Origin of the sequence: Profundibacter amoris (assembly GCF_003544895.1) — a bacterium.
Taxonomy (GTDB): domain Bacteria; phylum Pseudomonadota; class Alphaproteobacteria; order Rhodobacterales; family Rhodobacteraceae; genus Profundibacter; species Profundibacter amoris.
On sequence record NZ_CP032125.1, the window covers coordinates 3,139,840 to 3,152,821 of the forward strand.

The following is a 12,982-nucleotide window of genomic DNA, read 5'->3' on the forward strand; positions in this document are numbered from 1 at the left end:
GATGTTTACCAAATTACGCGCAGTTTTCATGGCGCTATTGCTGGCTCTGACACCGGCAATCACCACAGCCCAAGGCACCCAGGTGGCATTTGGCGGGTTGAAGCACGATTCGACCCAGCCGGTCGAGGTTTCCTCGGATATGTTGCAGATCAATCAGGAGGACGGCTCGGCTGTGTTCAGCGGCAATGTTGTGGTGGGCCAAGGCACCATGCGCCTGTCGGCCGACCGTGTTGTGGTTGAATATTCCACCGGTGACGGCCCGCGCAAGATTTCCAAAATGCACGCCACCGGTAACGTTGTTCTGGTGAATGGCGCCGAGGCGGCAGAAGCGGCGGATGCGGTGTATTCCATCGACAGCGGCAATATCGTGATGACCGGCAATGTGATCCTGACACAGGGGCAAAGCGCGCTGTCGTCAAACAAGATGGTGGTTGACCTGAACACAGGACAGGCCACGCTAGAGGGGCGGGTCAAATCCATCCTGCAAACCGGCGGGAACTGATCCATGGCACAGGCCCCCGATCTGACAGTTGCCGATGGCAGCGGCGGCTTGCAAATTCGCAACCTGCGCAAAAGCTATCGCAAGCGGCCGGTGATCCGTGATGTCAGCATCGATCTGGGCCGGGGCGAGGTTGTGGCCCTGCTGGGACCGAACGGATCGGGGAAAACCACCTGTTTCTATGCCATCGCCGGCCTGATCACCCCCGAGGGCGGGCAGGTGATGATCGACGGGCGCGATGTAACCATGCTGCCGATGTATCGCCGCGCCAAACTGGGGATCGGGTATCTGCCGCAAGAGGTGTCCATTTTCCGTGGACTTAGCGTCGAAGACAATATTCTGGCAATTCTGGAAATATCCGAACGCGACCGGCACAAACGCCGCGAACGCCTTGAGGAACTGTTGGGCGACTTTTCCATCGGCCATTTGCGCCGCGCCTCGGCCCTGTCGCTGTCGGGCGGGGAGCGCCGCCGCGTGGAAATCGCCCGTTGTCTGGCCGCGAACCCGAAATACCTGTTGCTGGATGAACCCTTTGCCGGGGTCGATCCAATTGCCGTTGGCGAGATCCGCGAATTGGTGGCGGCGTTGAAAACCCGCGGTATTGGCGTGCTGATCACCGACCACAACGTGCGTGAAACACTGGAAATCGTTGAACGCGCCTATATCCTGCACGACGGCAAGGTATTGATGAGCGGCACCACCGAAGAGGTGGTTCAGGACGAAAACGTCAAACGTGTTTATCTGGGGCAGAATTTCCGGGTCTCCTGACCCCGTCAACAAGGGCAAGACATGGCATTAAAACCCACCCTGTCCCTGAAGCAAACCCAAACTCTGGCCTTAACACCAGAGTTGCGCCAGTCGCTTACCTTGCTGCGCCTTCCGGCGGCGGATCTGATTGAGCAAATACATACTGAAGCACTGGAAAACCCGCTGCTGGTCATTGGTTCACCCCGCAAAACCAAACAAAGCCCCAGCGCATATGATGTTGCCCTGAATACGGTTGCCGAAACGCTAACACTGGGCGAATCCATCCGGCGCCAACTGGCAACAATGTCCTTGCCTGCCCTGATCCGTGATATTGCCAGCTATTTAACCGGCGATTTGTCCGATATCGGTTATCTGGAAACAGACATCCCCCAGACCGCACAGACACTGGGCGTTGCAAAAGCCGATATCGACACAGCCATTCAGGCAATCCAGTCTTGCGAACCAACCGGCGTGGGGGCGCGCAATCTGACCGAATGCCTATTGCTGCAAATCGTGGAACAGGGGATCGATAAAGAAACCGCCGAGAAGCTGTTGGAAAACATCCCCCAAATCATGAAATGTGAATGGGCGGAACTATCGGATATTCTGGGCATCCCGAAAGAACACATAGAAGCCTTTTCAACCACCCTAAGAACCCTAACCCCCGAACCCGTTGCCCGTCACCATAATGAATCCCGCCCGCTGGTTGCCGATATCATCGTCGAAATTGATGAAAACCGCAGGATTTCGGTTTCTCTATCTGAAAGCTACTTGCCGGATTTAACGATCGATACCGACCTGTATTCACAGGCCAAAGCAGATGCCAAAGCAAAAGAATATATCGAGGCTCAGTATAATCACGCGCAAAGCCTTATCCGCGCAATCCAGTATCGGGGCGAAACTCTTTTGCGCATTGCAAGGGCCATTGTCACCCAGCAACATCGGTTTTTCAGTGATGGCAGCAAATTTATGACCCCTTTGACACGGCGCGCGCTTGGCGAAACACTGGCGCTTCATCCGTCAACCATTGGCCGGGCGATTGCGGGAAAGAACCTTGATCTGAATGGCACCATCTACCCGCTGTCATTTTTTCTGGGTGCCGGGCTGAAAAAAGGTATCTCGGGCGAAATATCGGCCTTTGTCGTGCAACGGACCATTCGCCAGCTAATTGATCAGGAATCACCCGCGTCCCCCCTGTCCGATGATACGATTGTTAAAAAATTACGGGCAGATGGAGTTGACATTGCCCGTCGAACTGTCGCCAAATACAGGGGATGTATGAATATACCATCATCGTTTGTGCGCCGCAAAATCGCGGCTGCACAGCAAGCGCCCCACAGATCGCCGGGCCACAGAAATCATTTGAACTGATAACCGGGATGAAACCCTTTCTGTGCCAGCGTTGCGGGGCAATTTCAGCTTTTAACCCTAAGGAGATGTGATGCGGTACCAAATCAGCGGAAAACAGATTGATGTAGGTGAAGCCCTTCAGACTCATGTCAAAGACGAACTTGGCGCTGTTGTCGGAAAATATGCCGAACGCCCGACAGACGCGAATATTGTTTTTTCGCGTGATGCCAGTGAATTCGTCTGCGAGGCAACTGTGCATCTTTCGACGGGATTGACCGCATCGGCCAAGGCGCATGCCCATGAAATCTATGCCGCTTTTGAAAAATGTGCCGATAAACTGGAAAAACAGTTGCGCCGTTACAAACGCAGGCTGAAAGATCACCACCGTGAACGCTCGCAACCGGTTGAACTTTCCGGCGCTTCCTCGTATATCCTCGCCGGATCGGATAATTCGGAAGAATCGGAACCTGAAACACTCCAGCCCATGATCATCGCCGAAATGGAGACGAAAATACCGTCTCTTTCTGTTGGCGAGGCCGTGATGCAGATGGAATTGGCCGGGGCACCGGTTCTGGTTTTCCGCAACGAAGGACATAGCGGAGTTAATGTGGTCTATCGCCGTGAGGACGGCAATATTGGCTGGGTTGACCCATCAATCGCTAAATAAGCCCATAGGTTTTGGGCGGAGTAAAGTGAAGGTAAATGGAACTTTCGAATATTCTTTTGCCCGAAGCCGTGCGTGTTATCGGCCAGGCAACCAGTAAAAAACGTCTCTTCCAGCAATTGGGCGAGATCGTTTCCTCTGTGCATGGTATTGATGCGGGCAATGCAGCCAAAGCGTTGCAGGATCGCGAAAATCTGGGGCCAACCGGGGTCGGGCACGGTGTTGCCCTGCCCCACGCACGCATCGCCGGTTTACAGTCGGTCGTTGGCACATTCCTGCGCATTGAAAAGCCGCTGAATTTCGATGCGGTGGATCGTCAGCCCGTCGATCTGGTTTTCACCTTGTTTGCACCGCTTGATTCCGGTGTTGAACATCTAAAGGCGCTGGCCCTTGTGTCCCGCACAATGCGCGACAGTGCCATATGTTCCAAACTGCGGGCCAATACGGACCCTGCAACTTTGCATACGCTATTGACTGATACACAGGCGTCGCAGGCGGCCTAAGGTAACTTTAGCGCCTTATACCCGAACATCATGTAATCCCGCTGATAGGCGTCACGCACGGCGGCCTCGATTTCGGCGTCGTAAATCTCCTCCAGCGGGAACAGGTGGCTGTCGGGCACTTCCGGCAGAGGATACGGATCAAGGCCGACCTGTGTGGCCAGTTGTTCCAGCCCCTGTTCCAGTTGATCTTCGCGCAGAACCATATCTGGCAGGGCGAACTGTCCGAATCCCTGCAATACCTGCGACTGGCTGGCCCATGCGGGATCAACCCGCATACTGGTCTGCTTGGTCAGGTTTTTCTTCAAGAATTTCAGGAACACCAGAAATGCCTTGCGGTGGTCTTCGGCGGTATATGTTTCATCTACCCCGTCTTCGGGGATCAACAGATCATAATCGCGCAACAGGGCCGCTCGGATTTCGGGGAAACCATCAGGGCCGGTTTCAAGGATATGCTCGCAAAAGGCAGAATGCGCCCGCACGACAGGATGGCGGACCACGGTAAAGCTGCGATGGCCACTGTGTTTGCGTTTCCATTGCCGCAAGGTTTTCTGATTGAACCCGCCCAACAGATCACCGCCACCGATCCCTTTCAGCCATTCCCGAACCAGCGCCTCGGGGCCGCCCTTGATCGGCAGATACATCAGCGGCGCATTGGCCGCCGCCACATAACCCGGCACAACGGGACCACGGCGCGGCTCGAAATTCGGAGTGCGGGTCAGATCAAAAGGATCCATCTTTTGCAGATCCTCGACCATCTGCTCATAGTTAACCACCTTGTCGCGCAAGGTGCCGGGGTTTTGCCGCCGCAGGTTGGTCGATAGCGCCTCGATCTGGCTGTCCACACCCAAAAACCGCGCCAGCCCGTTCAGAACATCTACGTCCTGCACATCCTCGTAGGACAGGTAGAATGCCGTCTGGCCGCTGCACTGCAATTCATGCAGGATTTTCACCTGAAACGCCTGATACTCGGCCACATGTTTGCGGAACTCGTCCAGTTTGAACGTCACCTTGGCCGATTTGCGTGTATCGCCGCGCCCCAGCTTCCACTGGTTGGTGGACCACGCAATCAGCTCGGAAACATAGCTTTCCAGCGGGTTGCGCGTCAGGATAATCTTGCCACAACGTTCATCTTGCAGAAAATGCTCCAGGGCCCGCGGATCATGGGTGGAAAAGAACCGAAACCCCACCAGATTTTTCGGATCGGCCTTCATCCGCTCCAGCAATTCAACCGGATCCTTTTCCCGCATTTCCAGCGTCATTCCATGCAGCTTTTCACGGTTGGTATCGCCGATGAAATAAGGGTTAAAGGCCTCGCCATGGGCGGTGATGCCTTTGAACTGGTTCAGGTTGGAGCACAGAAAATTGGAACCGGTCCGCTTTTCCGCAAGCATCACGAAATAATCGAATTTGTCAGACATTGCGGGTTACTTTCTTACCAGATACGGCTTGCGTGGTTTTAGCGTTTTCTGGGTGCCCAGAACATCTGTCGGGAAATCGCCCATCAAATACGGATGCATCCCCTGATTTTTCAGATTTTGCAGGAATTTCCCAAACCCTGTCAGGTCCACCAGCTTTGGCACTTCGGACAGAGCATGCATGCTGCGCGGGCCAATTGCATCAAGAATGGTTTGCAACACTTCCATCGGGGATTCGACAAATTCGGACATGTTCAGCGTTTGCACCCGCGCCTTGACATAGGGCGAGCGCAGCACATTCAACTGGGCGCTTTCGATCCGTTGCAAGCGGGCGGCTTCTTTGCGGATTTCACTGAAATTCAGGTTGGAATGGAACAACGGAACAACCCATGCGCCTGTAATGATGTAGATATGCGCATTCGGGTCTTTGGCCATAAACCAGTTCAAAGCCTGCGTGTCATTCGGGCCGTACTGGAAACACTGGTGCTCACCGCGCGCATTCCAGATCAGGTTTGTCAGAAAGGATTTCGGGTTATAATCCCGCACCAATGCCGAATCCGACACGCCGCCATTGTATATCTGGCCGCCACCGGAAAACTCGGCCCTGTCGGGGGAAAACAGGTGGCCATGCACCTTGACGCCTGCGTTTTTCTCAAGCCATGGTGCGAAATCAAGCAGCAATTCGTCAAACCCCTGCAACACCGAATAGCCCGAAGCCGTCAGCCCGTTTTCCCGACCCTCGACCGGATAGCGGCTTTGCATGTACAGCCCGGCGCGCCCGAGGGTGCGCCGTTCAACCGCTTTGGAGAATACACGGTCAATCTTGCCGGGGTTTGGCTCGGTATGTTTTAGATCACCGGCATCCACGTTCAAAAACGCCTGATATAAACGGTCGGCATTTGGCCAGATTTTGCGCGCAACGAAACAATCCGAGCGGCGCAATAATTGCAGATGGTCATTGTAAAACGTGTGCGGTTTGCCCTGATAATCAAATTTTGCAAGGGTAAGCGAGCGGCTTTCGATATTGGTGGAATACAGGCGCACCAGCGTTTGGTAATAGGATTCATCCGGAATCCAGACCCATTTGAAATAGCTTTCATAGGTATTGCGTTTGGGGTCTTCCAGAATGGCCGACAGGGTTTGCCGGGTCAGACACCACCATTGCGACCCCAAATGCGGGATCAACCCGTCAGGCACCTTGCGCTTGTATCCAACGCGGCGCTGCAATCTGACGAAACGGTCAAACAACCGCCTGTGCCGTTTCCATGAAAACGGAAACCGCAGGGTAAAGCGTTCCGAATTCAACCCGCCCGTTGTCCAGGGAACATCCTGTGTGGTTGTGGATTCAATGAAATCCGTGCGCGGGCGTTCATCCAGATAATCCACCAGTTCCTGTATCGGGCGCAACGGCAGGCAAGAGCCGGACGCCAGATAGACATGGCGCACATCGGGATAGGTCTGCAGCATCAATTCGGAAGCGGTCTGCGAGGCTTGCACCAAAGACCACGCGCCCCATTCACAACGATGGCGGTCGGAAAATACCAGATTGGGCAAGTCGGACAGGCCCGATGTGAAGCTGTTATAATCTTCATCGCTGACCTGCAAATCCACATGCACCACGACCGGACAACCGCCTGTGGCCCAATGACGGGCAACCTGCGCGGCACGCTCCAGCGCCTCGTGCACCAGCATCACTACACCGACTGTGCCCGCACCGCTCATGCCCAGTTTCCCTTGGACATCAGGCCCAGAATTTCAAGCTGCCGCCAGTTGATATATTTCTCGCTCCATTTGCACCACAGGTCCGGGTTCTGACGCATCGCATCATGGTAGGCCTTGTATTCATGGCTGTTGGCATAGTGCTGGCCGCGTTCCAGTTCCTCTTTGGCCTTGACGCCAAAGGTGTCCAGAAATTTGGCATGCAGCAAACAGCCCGACGCCTTTTCGCCGCCGCCAACATCATAAACCTTGTTCAGAACACGCGGCAGCAACATATGGGTCGAGCTGACATAGGTGTAATGCCTATCCCATTTGACCAGCGGAATTTTGTTCATTGCCGGCGCGCGTTCGGGGTTCTGGGTAAAGAACGTCCGCGCCCGCGGCCCCCCCTGAATCCACAAGTTCGCATAGCGATCGTTTTTCGAGATCGTATAGTTTCCGCTGTCAAACCACGCGGCAATCTCGAAAGGGTCCTGCCCTTCTCCGTAAGCCACCGCATCAATGCGCCCCTTGGGATACATATCCAGCAGCATCGCACTGAACGACGGGATCGAGGACGCATCCAGCCAGTCTGTCAACGCCCGCAATGGCCTTGTGTCGCTAAACGGGAACACCAGAAATTCATCGACATCCACAGTCAACGCCCAATGGCCATGTCCGTATTTCGACAACAGCCAGTTCAGCCAGTCCGTTCCGAAACGCGCGGTTTTATAACTGTGTTTTGTCGTCCAGATCGAAGCATCCGGTTGGTCAGCGATATATTCACGCGAGCCGTCATCACTGTCATTGTCGACAAAAACGAAATGGTTCACCCCCATATCGCGATAATATTTCAGGAAATACGGCAGCCGCACCCGTTCGTTCCGGATGGTGGAAAAGACAATAATATCACAGGGTTGAATCTGCCTGGTCCGGTTGGAAACCTCGGCCAGCTCCCGCCTTTTGCGAAACGCACGGACACGAAAGCGCTGCCGCTCGACCCGCCGCCGATATGAACCAAGAATACCCAACCTGCTAACTATTCCTTACCTTCAGAACGCCTGCTTGGCGTAACCGCTTGTGCTTGCAAGAGGTCATACCTGCCTGTTTTGTGCCTTTTATCATAATCCAGAATAAAGGCATCTTTATAACTATATATTGAAAAATACCGGACAGTAGCCCCAGCGTAAACAGGATAAATGCAGCAAACGCTATATCCAGCGCCCTTTTGAAAGCAGCTTTAGTGATTCGAGTTGCTGCCATCCTTTGTATTCAACCGAATCCCGACACCACAGATCAGGGCTGTTGCTAAGGCTGTCGTAGTAGTCGTCATATAGCCGGCTATTGGCGAAATGTTCCTGCCGTTGCTTTTCCTCGCGGGCTTTTTCGGCCACCACATGCAGGAATTTGCTGTGCAGCAACACCCCGCGCGGCAGGTCGGTTCCGGTTAGATCAAAAGCGCGGTTCAGGCGGGGCGGCAATATCGAATGGGTGGAACTGTTATAGGCAAAACGCCGGTTCCATTTCACCAGCGGGATTTTGTTCAGGGTCGGGGCACGATCCGGTTGATCGGCGAAAAACACCCGTTCTCGAACCCCGCCCTGAACCCATTGGCTTTGCAAGGCTTGCTGCATCTGGAAGCGATAATTTCCCGCATCAAACCAGCGCAGTATTTTGAACGGATCCGTGCCCGGCTGATAGATTTCCGCATCCATCGGCCCCTTTGGGTACATATCCAGCATCAACGCACCAAAGGCCACAATGGACTGGCCGTCCAGCCAATCCGTCAGCGCCGGTAGCGGGCGTTCATCGCAGTAGGGATAGACCAGTATTTCATCGGCATCCACAGATAGGCACCAATGCCCGTGGCCATACCTGACCTGCAACCACGTCAGCCAGTCCACCCCGAAACGGGACAGTTTGTAGCTGTGTGCGGTTGACCAGAGCGATACATCCGGCTGCTCCTGCAAATACCGTGCGGTGCCATCATTGCTGTCGTTGTCCACAAACAGGAAATGTTTCACACCCAGTTTGCGGTAATGCTCCAGAAAATATGGCAGGCGGATCAGCTCGTTACGCACCGTGGAAAACAGCAGAATATCGCCGCGTTGTATCTGTGCCGTCCGGTTCACCACACGCTCCATCTGGTGGCGCTTGCGCAGGGCGCGATACAACAGACGGCGCCGTTTCACGCGCTTCTTGTAGGCTGTCCACAAATTCCCCATTGGCATCCGGCTTTCGTATTTTCAGACCATCTTAGCGCAGAAATTACTTTTCGTAATGCCCGTTCTGGTGCCAGTGCCATGCATCGCGCACCATCGTTTCCATGGTTGACCGTTGCGGCGTCCAGCCCAGTTCCCGCATGGCACGCACACTGCCCGAAACCAGCTTGGCGGCATCCCCGGCCCGACGCGGCCCTTCGTTCATCGGCACAGGCCGGTTGGTAACAGCCCCGCAGGCATCCACCACCTCGCGCACCGAAAAACCGCTGCCTGTGCCCAGATTGAACACACGACTGCCCTTGCCCTTTAACAGCCACTCCAGACCCAGCACATGCGCATCCACCAGATCGCACACATGGACGTAATCACGGATGCAGGTGCCATCCGGCGTGGCGTAATCCGTACCAAAAACGGTCAGCGCATCGCGCTTGCCGTCAATCGCATCCAGCACCAGCGGGATCAGGTGGGTTTCGGGGCGGTGGAATTCACCCACTTCGGCATCGGGGTCGGCACCGGCCACGTTGAAATAACGGAAAATCACATGGTTGATCCCGTCGCTTGCACCGAAATTCGCCAGAATATCCTCGATCGCCCGTTTCGACGCACCATAGGAATTGATCGGCTTTTGCACGCAATCCTCGTCCAGCACCACGTTGTCCTGATCGCCATAGGTCGCGCAGGTAGACGAGAACACAAAATTCCGGCACCCGGCTGCCGCTGTGGCTTCGATCAGGGTCAGCGAACCCATTACATTGTTGCGCCAGTATATGCCGGGCAACTGCATGCTTTCGCCCACCAGCGAAAAGGCCGCAAAATGCATCACGGCAACTGGTTGGTATTTTTCGAAAACCTGATCCAGATAGGCACGGTCCAGCAAATTGCCCTGCTCGAACGGGCCGAATTTTACAGCATCGGCCCAGCCGGTTACCAGATTATCCACCGTCACCGGCACATAACCGGCCGCCTTTAGCGCCTTGCAGGCATGCGAACCGATATAGCCCGCCCCGCCAGTGACCAATACATGCGCCAAATTACACCGCCCAGTGTCTTATTGCGCCGCTTTTTGCAGCGACACCATTTCAGTCAAATACTGCGAAAATTCATCCCGCAGTTCCTCGCGTGCCAGACCAAAGGCCACCGTGGCCTGCAAAAATCCGGCCTTGGAGCCACAATCGAACCGCTGCCCGCGGAACCGGTAGCCAAAGACCTTGCGGCCCTGCATAATTTCCCGGGCGATGGCATCGGTCAACTGGACCTCGCCACCGGCCCCCAGCTTGATCTTGTTCAGGTTGCGCAACACATGCGGGGTCAGGATATATCGGCCGATCACCGCCAAATTTGACGGGGCTTCATCAGCCTTCGGTTTTTCAACCATGCCATTCACCGCAACCATGGCCCCCATATCTTCCTTGATGTCCAGAACCCCGTAGGCCGATGCCTTTTCCTTGGGCACTTCCATCGCCGCGACCATACAGCCGCCGGTTTCCTCGTAGGCTTCGACCATTTGCTGCAAACAGGGTTTTTCGGCGGCGATAACATCATCAGGCAGAATAACGGCAAAAGGCTCGTTCGAGATCAGGCGGCGGGCACACCATACGGCATGACCCAGCCCTAATGCCTTGTGCTGGCGGATGTAGGCAATCGCGCCACTTTCCATATTGGTGTTCTTCAACGTTTCAAGCAGTTCGGTCTTGCCGGCCTTGCGCAGGCTGGCCTCGAGTGTGGGGGCAATGTCAAAGTAATCCTCAAGCGCACCTTTGCCGCGTGAAGTTACAAAAATGAATTCCTTGATTCCGGCGGCCCGCGCTTCGTCGATCGCGTATTGGATCAACGGCCTGTCGACCAGAGTCATGATTTCTTTTGGCACAGATTTTGTGGCCGGCAGGAACCGTGTTCCCAGACCGGCAACAGGGAAAATAGCCTTTGTAACTTTACGCTTCATTGATCGCACTCGTTTCTGGTCTCTTGTAAAAAAGAGATAGCATTGTTTCTGATTACGCCCAAAGCGTTAATTAGCCAAGAATAGCAACAAACAATTTGTTGATCAGGGGGAAAGCGGCTCTGGTTGTTGCTGTTTGTGCCGATATTACCCTCAAGAGCTGCAATGCAACCGGCGACCCCACGCTATGCGGGCTTCAGAGCAACCCCGGGCGCATAAGCGATAAAGAACGGGTTGGCATAACCCTCTTTTCCATAAAGCAACGGGGTATGATCATCAAAGCGCACAACCTGCCCGCCCGCACCGGCCAGCACGGCGTGACCGGCGGCAGTATCCCACTCCATCGTGCGCCCGACACGGGGGTATAGATCGGCCTCGCCTGTGGCCACAAGGCAGAATTTCAAAGACGATCCGGCACTTTTGGAATCCGTCACTTTGTATTTACCGATATAATCATCCGTCGCCTGATCCCTGTGCGATTTCGATGCTACAACCAGCAATGCGTCATTGTCCGGTTTTGACACGGAAACAGGCGAAACCGGACCGGGGTTATCCTTGGGGAAATCGCCGGTTTCCTCAACCGATTGGCCATTGGCATCGGTATAGAACAGCCGCTCGCGGGCCGGTGCATAAACCACACCCCTGATTGGCGTGCCATTTTCAACATAGGCGATATTCACGGTGAAATCGCCGCGTCGTTTGATGAATTCCTTGGTGCCGTCCAGCGGGTCAACGATGATGAATTTATCCGCCTTAGCGCTGTGTGAATCCGCCTGTTCCTCGGTGACCAGAACAATGTCGGGAAAAGCCTCTTGCAGCCCTGCCGTAATAATCGCGTCGGCGGCTTCGTCGGCAATTGTCACGGGGCTGTCGTCAGATTTTGTTTTCACCTGAAAATCATCACGGCCATAAATTTCCATAATCTTGTCTCCGGCCTCTAGTGCCAGACGACGGAAAACAGTGTTCATCCTGTCAAAATCCAATGTCATCTCCTTGGGTTGCCCGAATTCCCGGGTGTTATTGCCAATCCCACTCTGGCCTTTTATGTTGGCAGGGTAAAGGAACGGCGAGAATTCCATGCAACATTAATGCAATGGCAGTCAAAAGCGGATAAGTTTCAATCATGTTCCAGCGGCAAACATCAACCAGCGGCCTTCAATCAGGCGCAAGGTTACTGGACCTGATCTATCACGCCACAGTCCGCAGCGTGCGCAAAAGCCACGGAAATGCTATTTTTGCACTCTTAACCAATATTATGCAGACGATCATTTTTGTGATGGCGTTTTATGTAATGTTCTCGGTGCTTGGGTTGCGGGGGGCGGCTGTGCGCGGCGACTTCTTGCTGTATATCATGTCGGGTATCTTCCTGTTCATGACCCATACAAAAGCATTGTCCGCTGTTGCCGGTTCCGAAGGACCGACCTCGGCAATGATGAAACACGCCCCGATGAATACGCTGATCGCGATTTCGGCTGCGGCATTGGGATCATTGTATATTCAATTGCTATCCTTGTCGGTGGTTTTGTTTGTCTATCACGTCGCCTTTACGCCCGTAGTAATATACGAACCAATTCCCGCTATGGGCATGTTGCTTATTGCCTGGTTTTCAGGGGTTGCGATTGGCACGGTACTGCTTGCTGCAAAACCTTGGGCACCTGCATTTATCGGCATCGTCACAACTGTTTATTCACGGGCCAACATGATTGCTTCCGGGAAAATGTTCCTTGCAAATACGTTGCCTGCAAATCGCCGCTCCATGTTTGACTGGAACCCGCTGTTCCACGCGATTGACCAAGCGCGCGGGTATACATTTTTAAACTACAATCCCCATTACACCACTTACACATACCCGTTGATATTATCGGTTGTGCTATTGATGATCGGGTTGATGGGCGAATTTTACACCCGCAAACATGCCTCGCTCAGTTGGTCAGCAGGAAAGTAA

Annotated in this window: 13 protein-coding genes; 6 read left to right on the plus strand and 7 right to left on the minus strand. The window is 54.2% G+C overall.

The window, feature by feature from the left end; all coding sequences use genetic code 11:
• Position 1 precedes the first annotated feature (1 nt).
• The 5 genes from lptA (at position 2) to BAR1_RS15680 (ending at position 3,763) form a co-directional block, all read left to right on the plus strand.
• The gene (gene lptA / locus BAR1_RS15660) at positions 2–502 is read left to right on the plus strand and encodes a lipopolysaccharide transport periplasmic protein LptA (RefSeq protein ID WP_118944519.1); all 501 of its coding nucleotides are present in this window, start codon (positions 2–4) and stop codon (positions 500–502) included.
• A gap of 3 nt (positions 503–505) precedes the next feature.
• Positions 506–1,267, plus strand: a complete 762-nt coding sequence (gene lptB / locus BAR1_RS15665; protein ID WP_118943894.1) for an LPS export ABC transporter ATP-binding protein — start codon at positions 506–508, stop codon at positions 1,265–1,267.
• Positions 1,268–1,288: 21 nt separating this feature from the next.
• Positions 1,289–2,617, plus strand: a complete 1,329-nt coding sequence (gene rpoN, locus BAR1_RS15670; protein ID WP_118943895.1) for an RNA polymerase factor sigma-54 — start codon at positions 1,289–1,291, stop codon at positions 2,615–2,617.
• A gap of 70 nt (positions 2,618–2,687) precedes the next feature.
• Entirely contained in the window at positions 2,688–3,263 is a 576-nt protein-coding gene (gene hpf, locus BAR1_RS15675; protein ID WP_118943896.1) for a ribosome hibernation-promoting factor, HPF/YfiA family, read from the plus strand.
• Positions 3,264–3,298: 35 nt separating this feature from the next.
• Positions 3,299–3,763 (plus strand): PTS sugar transporter subunit IIA, encoded by a 465-nt coding sequence (locus BAR1_RS15680; RefSeq protein WP_118943897.1) that lies wholly within the window; start codon positions 3,299–3,301, stop codon positions 3,761–3,763.
• Here BAR1_RS15680 and BAR1_RS15685 read toward each other — a convergent pair.
• The 7 genes from BAR1_RS15685 to cysQ form a co-directional block, all read right to left on the minus strand.
• Positions 3,760–5,181: a sulfotransferase family 2 domain-containing protein gene (locus BAR1_RS15685; protein ID WP_118943898.1), complete on the minus strand. Its 1,422-nt coding sequence runs from the start codon at positions 5,179–5,181 to the stop codon at positions 3,760–3,762. The two genes, BAR1_RS15680 and BAR1_RS15685, sit on opposite strands and share 4 nt — an antisense overlap.
• Positions 5,182–5,187: 6 nt before the next feature.
• Positions 5,188–6,900: a beta-1,6-N-acetylglucosaminyltransferase gene (locus tag BAR1_RS15690; protein WP_228408583.1), complete on the minus strand. Its 1,713-nt coding sequence runs from the start codon at positions 6,898–6,900 to the stop codon at positions 5,188–5,190.
• Complete coding sequence (locus BAR1_RS15695; protein WP_118943899.1) at positions 6,897–7,907, minus strand: glycosyltransferase family 2 protein; 1,011 nt, start codon at positions 7,905–7,907, stop codon at positions 6,897–6,899. Before BAR1_RS15695 ends, BAR1_RS15690 begins: the two co-directional genes overlap by 4 nt.
• 180 nt (positions 7,908–8,087) lie before the next feature.
• Positions 8,088–9,068 (minus strand): glycosyltransferase family 2 protein, encoded by a 981-nt coding sequence (locus BAR1_RS15700; RefSeq protein ID WP_323368577.1) that lies wholly within the window; start codon positions 9,066–9,068, stop codon positions 8,088–8,090.
• A gap of 76 nt (positions 9,069–9,144) precedes the next feature.
• Entirely contained in the window at positions 9,145–10,128 is a 984-nt protein-coding gene (gene galE, locus BAR1_RS15705; protein WP_118943901.1) for a UDP-glucose 4-epimerase GalE, read from the minus strand.
• A gap of 18 nt (positions 10,129–10,146) precedes the next feature.
• On the minus strand, positions 10,147–11,040 hold the full coding sequence (gene galU, locus BAR1_RS15710) for a UTP--glucose-1-phosphate uridylyltransferase GalU (RefSeq protein WP_118943902.1): 894 nt from the start codon (positions 11,038–11,040) through the stop codon (positions 10,147–10,149).
• 182 nt (positions 11,041–11,222) lie between these two features.
• The gene (gene cysQ, locus BAR1_RS15715; RefSeq protein ID WP_407681539.1) at positions 11,223–12,005 is read right to left on the minus strand and encodes a 3'(2'),5'-bisphosphate nucleotidase CysQ; all 783 of its coding nucleotides are present in this window, start codon (positions 12,003–12,005) and stop codon (positions 11,223–11,225) included.
• A 155-nt stretch (positions 12,006–12,160) separates the two neighbouring features.
• Here cysQ and BAR1_RS15720 point away from each other — a divergent pair, with 155 nt between their 5' ends.
• A complete protein-coding gene (locus tag BAR1_RS15720; protein ID WP_118943903.1) occupies positions 12,161–12,982 on the plus strand; it encodes an ABC transporter permease in 822 nt (273 codons plus the stop codon).

What these genes read in the sequence shown, in the direction of transcription:
- lptA (WP_118944519.1), top strand. Translation starts at nt 2, where the DNA reads ATGTTTACCAAATTACGCGCAGTTTTCATGGCGCTATTGCTGGCTCTG.
- lptB (WP_118943894.1), top strand. Translation starts at nt 506, where the DNA reads ATGGCACAGGCCCCCGATCTGACAGTTGCCGATGGCAGCGGCGGCTTG.
- rpoN (WP_118943895.1), top strand. Translation starts at nt 1,289, where the DNA reads ATGGCATTAAAACCCACCCTGTCCCTGAAGCAAACCCAAACTCTGGCC.
- hpf (WP_118943896.1), top strand. Translation starts at nt 2,688, where the DNA reads ATGCGGTACCAAATCAGCGGAAAACAGATTGATGTAGGTGAAGCCCTT.
- BAR1_RS15680 (WP_118943897.1), top strand. Translation starts at nt 3,299, where the DNA reads ATGGAACTTTCGAATATTCTTTTGCCCGAAGCCGTGCGTGTTATCGGC.
- BAR1_RS15685 (WP_118943898.1), bottom strand. Translation starts at nt 5,181, where the DNA reads ATGTCTGACAAATTCGATTATTTCGTGATGCTTGCGGAAAAGCGGACC.
- BAR1_RS15690 (WP_228408583.1), bottom strand. Translation starts at nt 6,900, where the DNA reads ATGAGCGGTGCGGGCACAGTCGGTGTAGTGATGCTGGTGCACGAGGCG.
- galU (WP_118943902.1), bottom strand. Translation starts at nt 11,040, where the DNA reads ATGAAGCGTAAAGTTACAAAGGCTATTTTCCCTGTTGCCGGTCTGGGA.
- cysQ (WP_407681539.1), bottom strand. Translation starts at nt 12,005, where the DNA reads ATGAACACTGTTTTCCGTCGTCTGGCACTAGAGGCCGGAGACAAGATT.
- BAR1_RS15720 (WP_118943903.1), top strand. Translation starts at nt 12,161, where the DNA reads ATGTTCCAGCGGCAAACATCAACCAGCGGCCTTCAATCAGGCGCAAGG.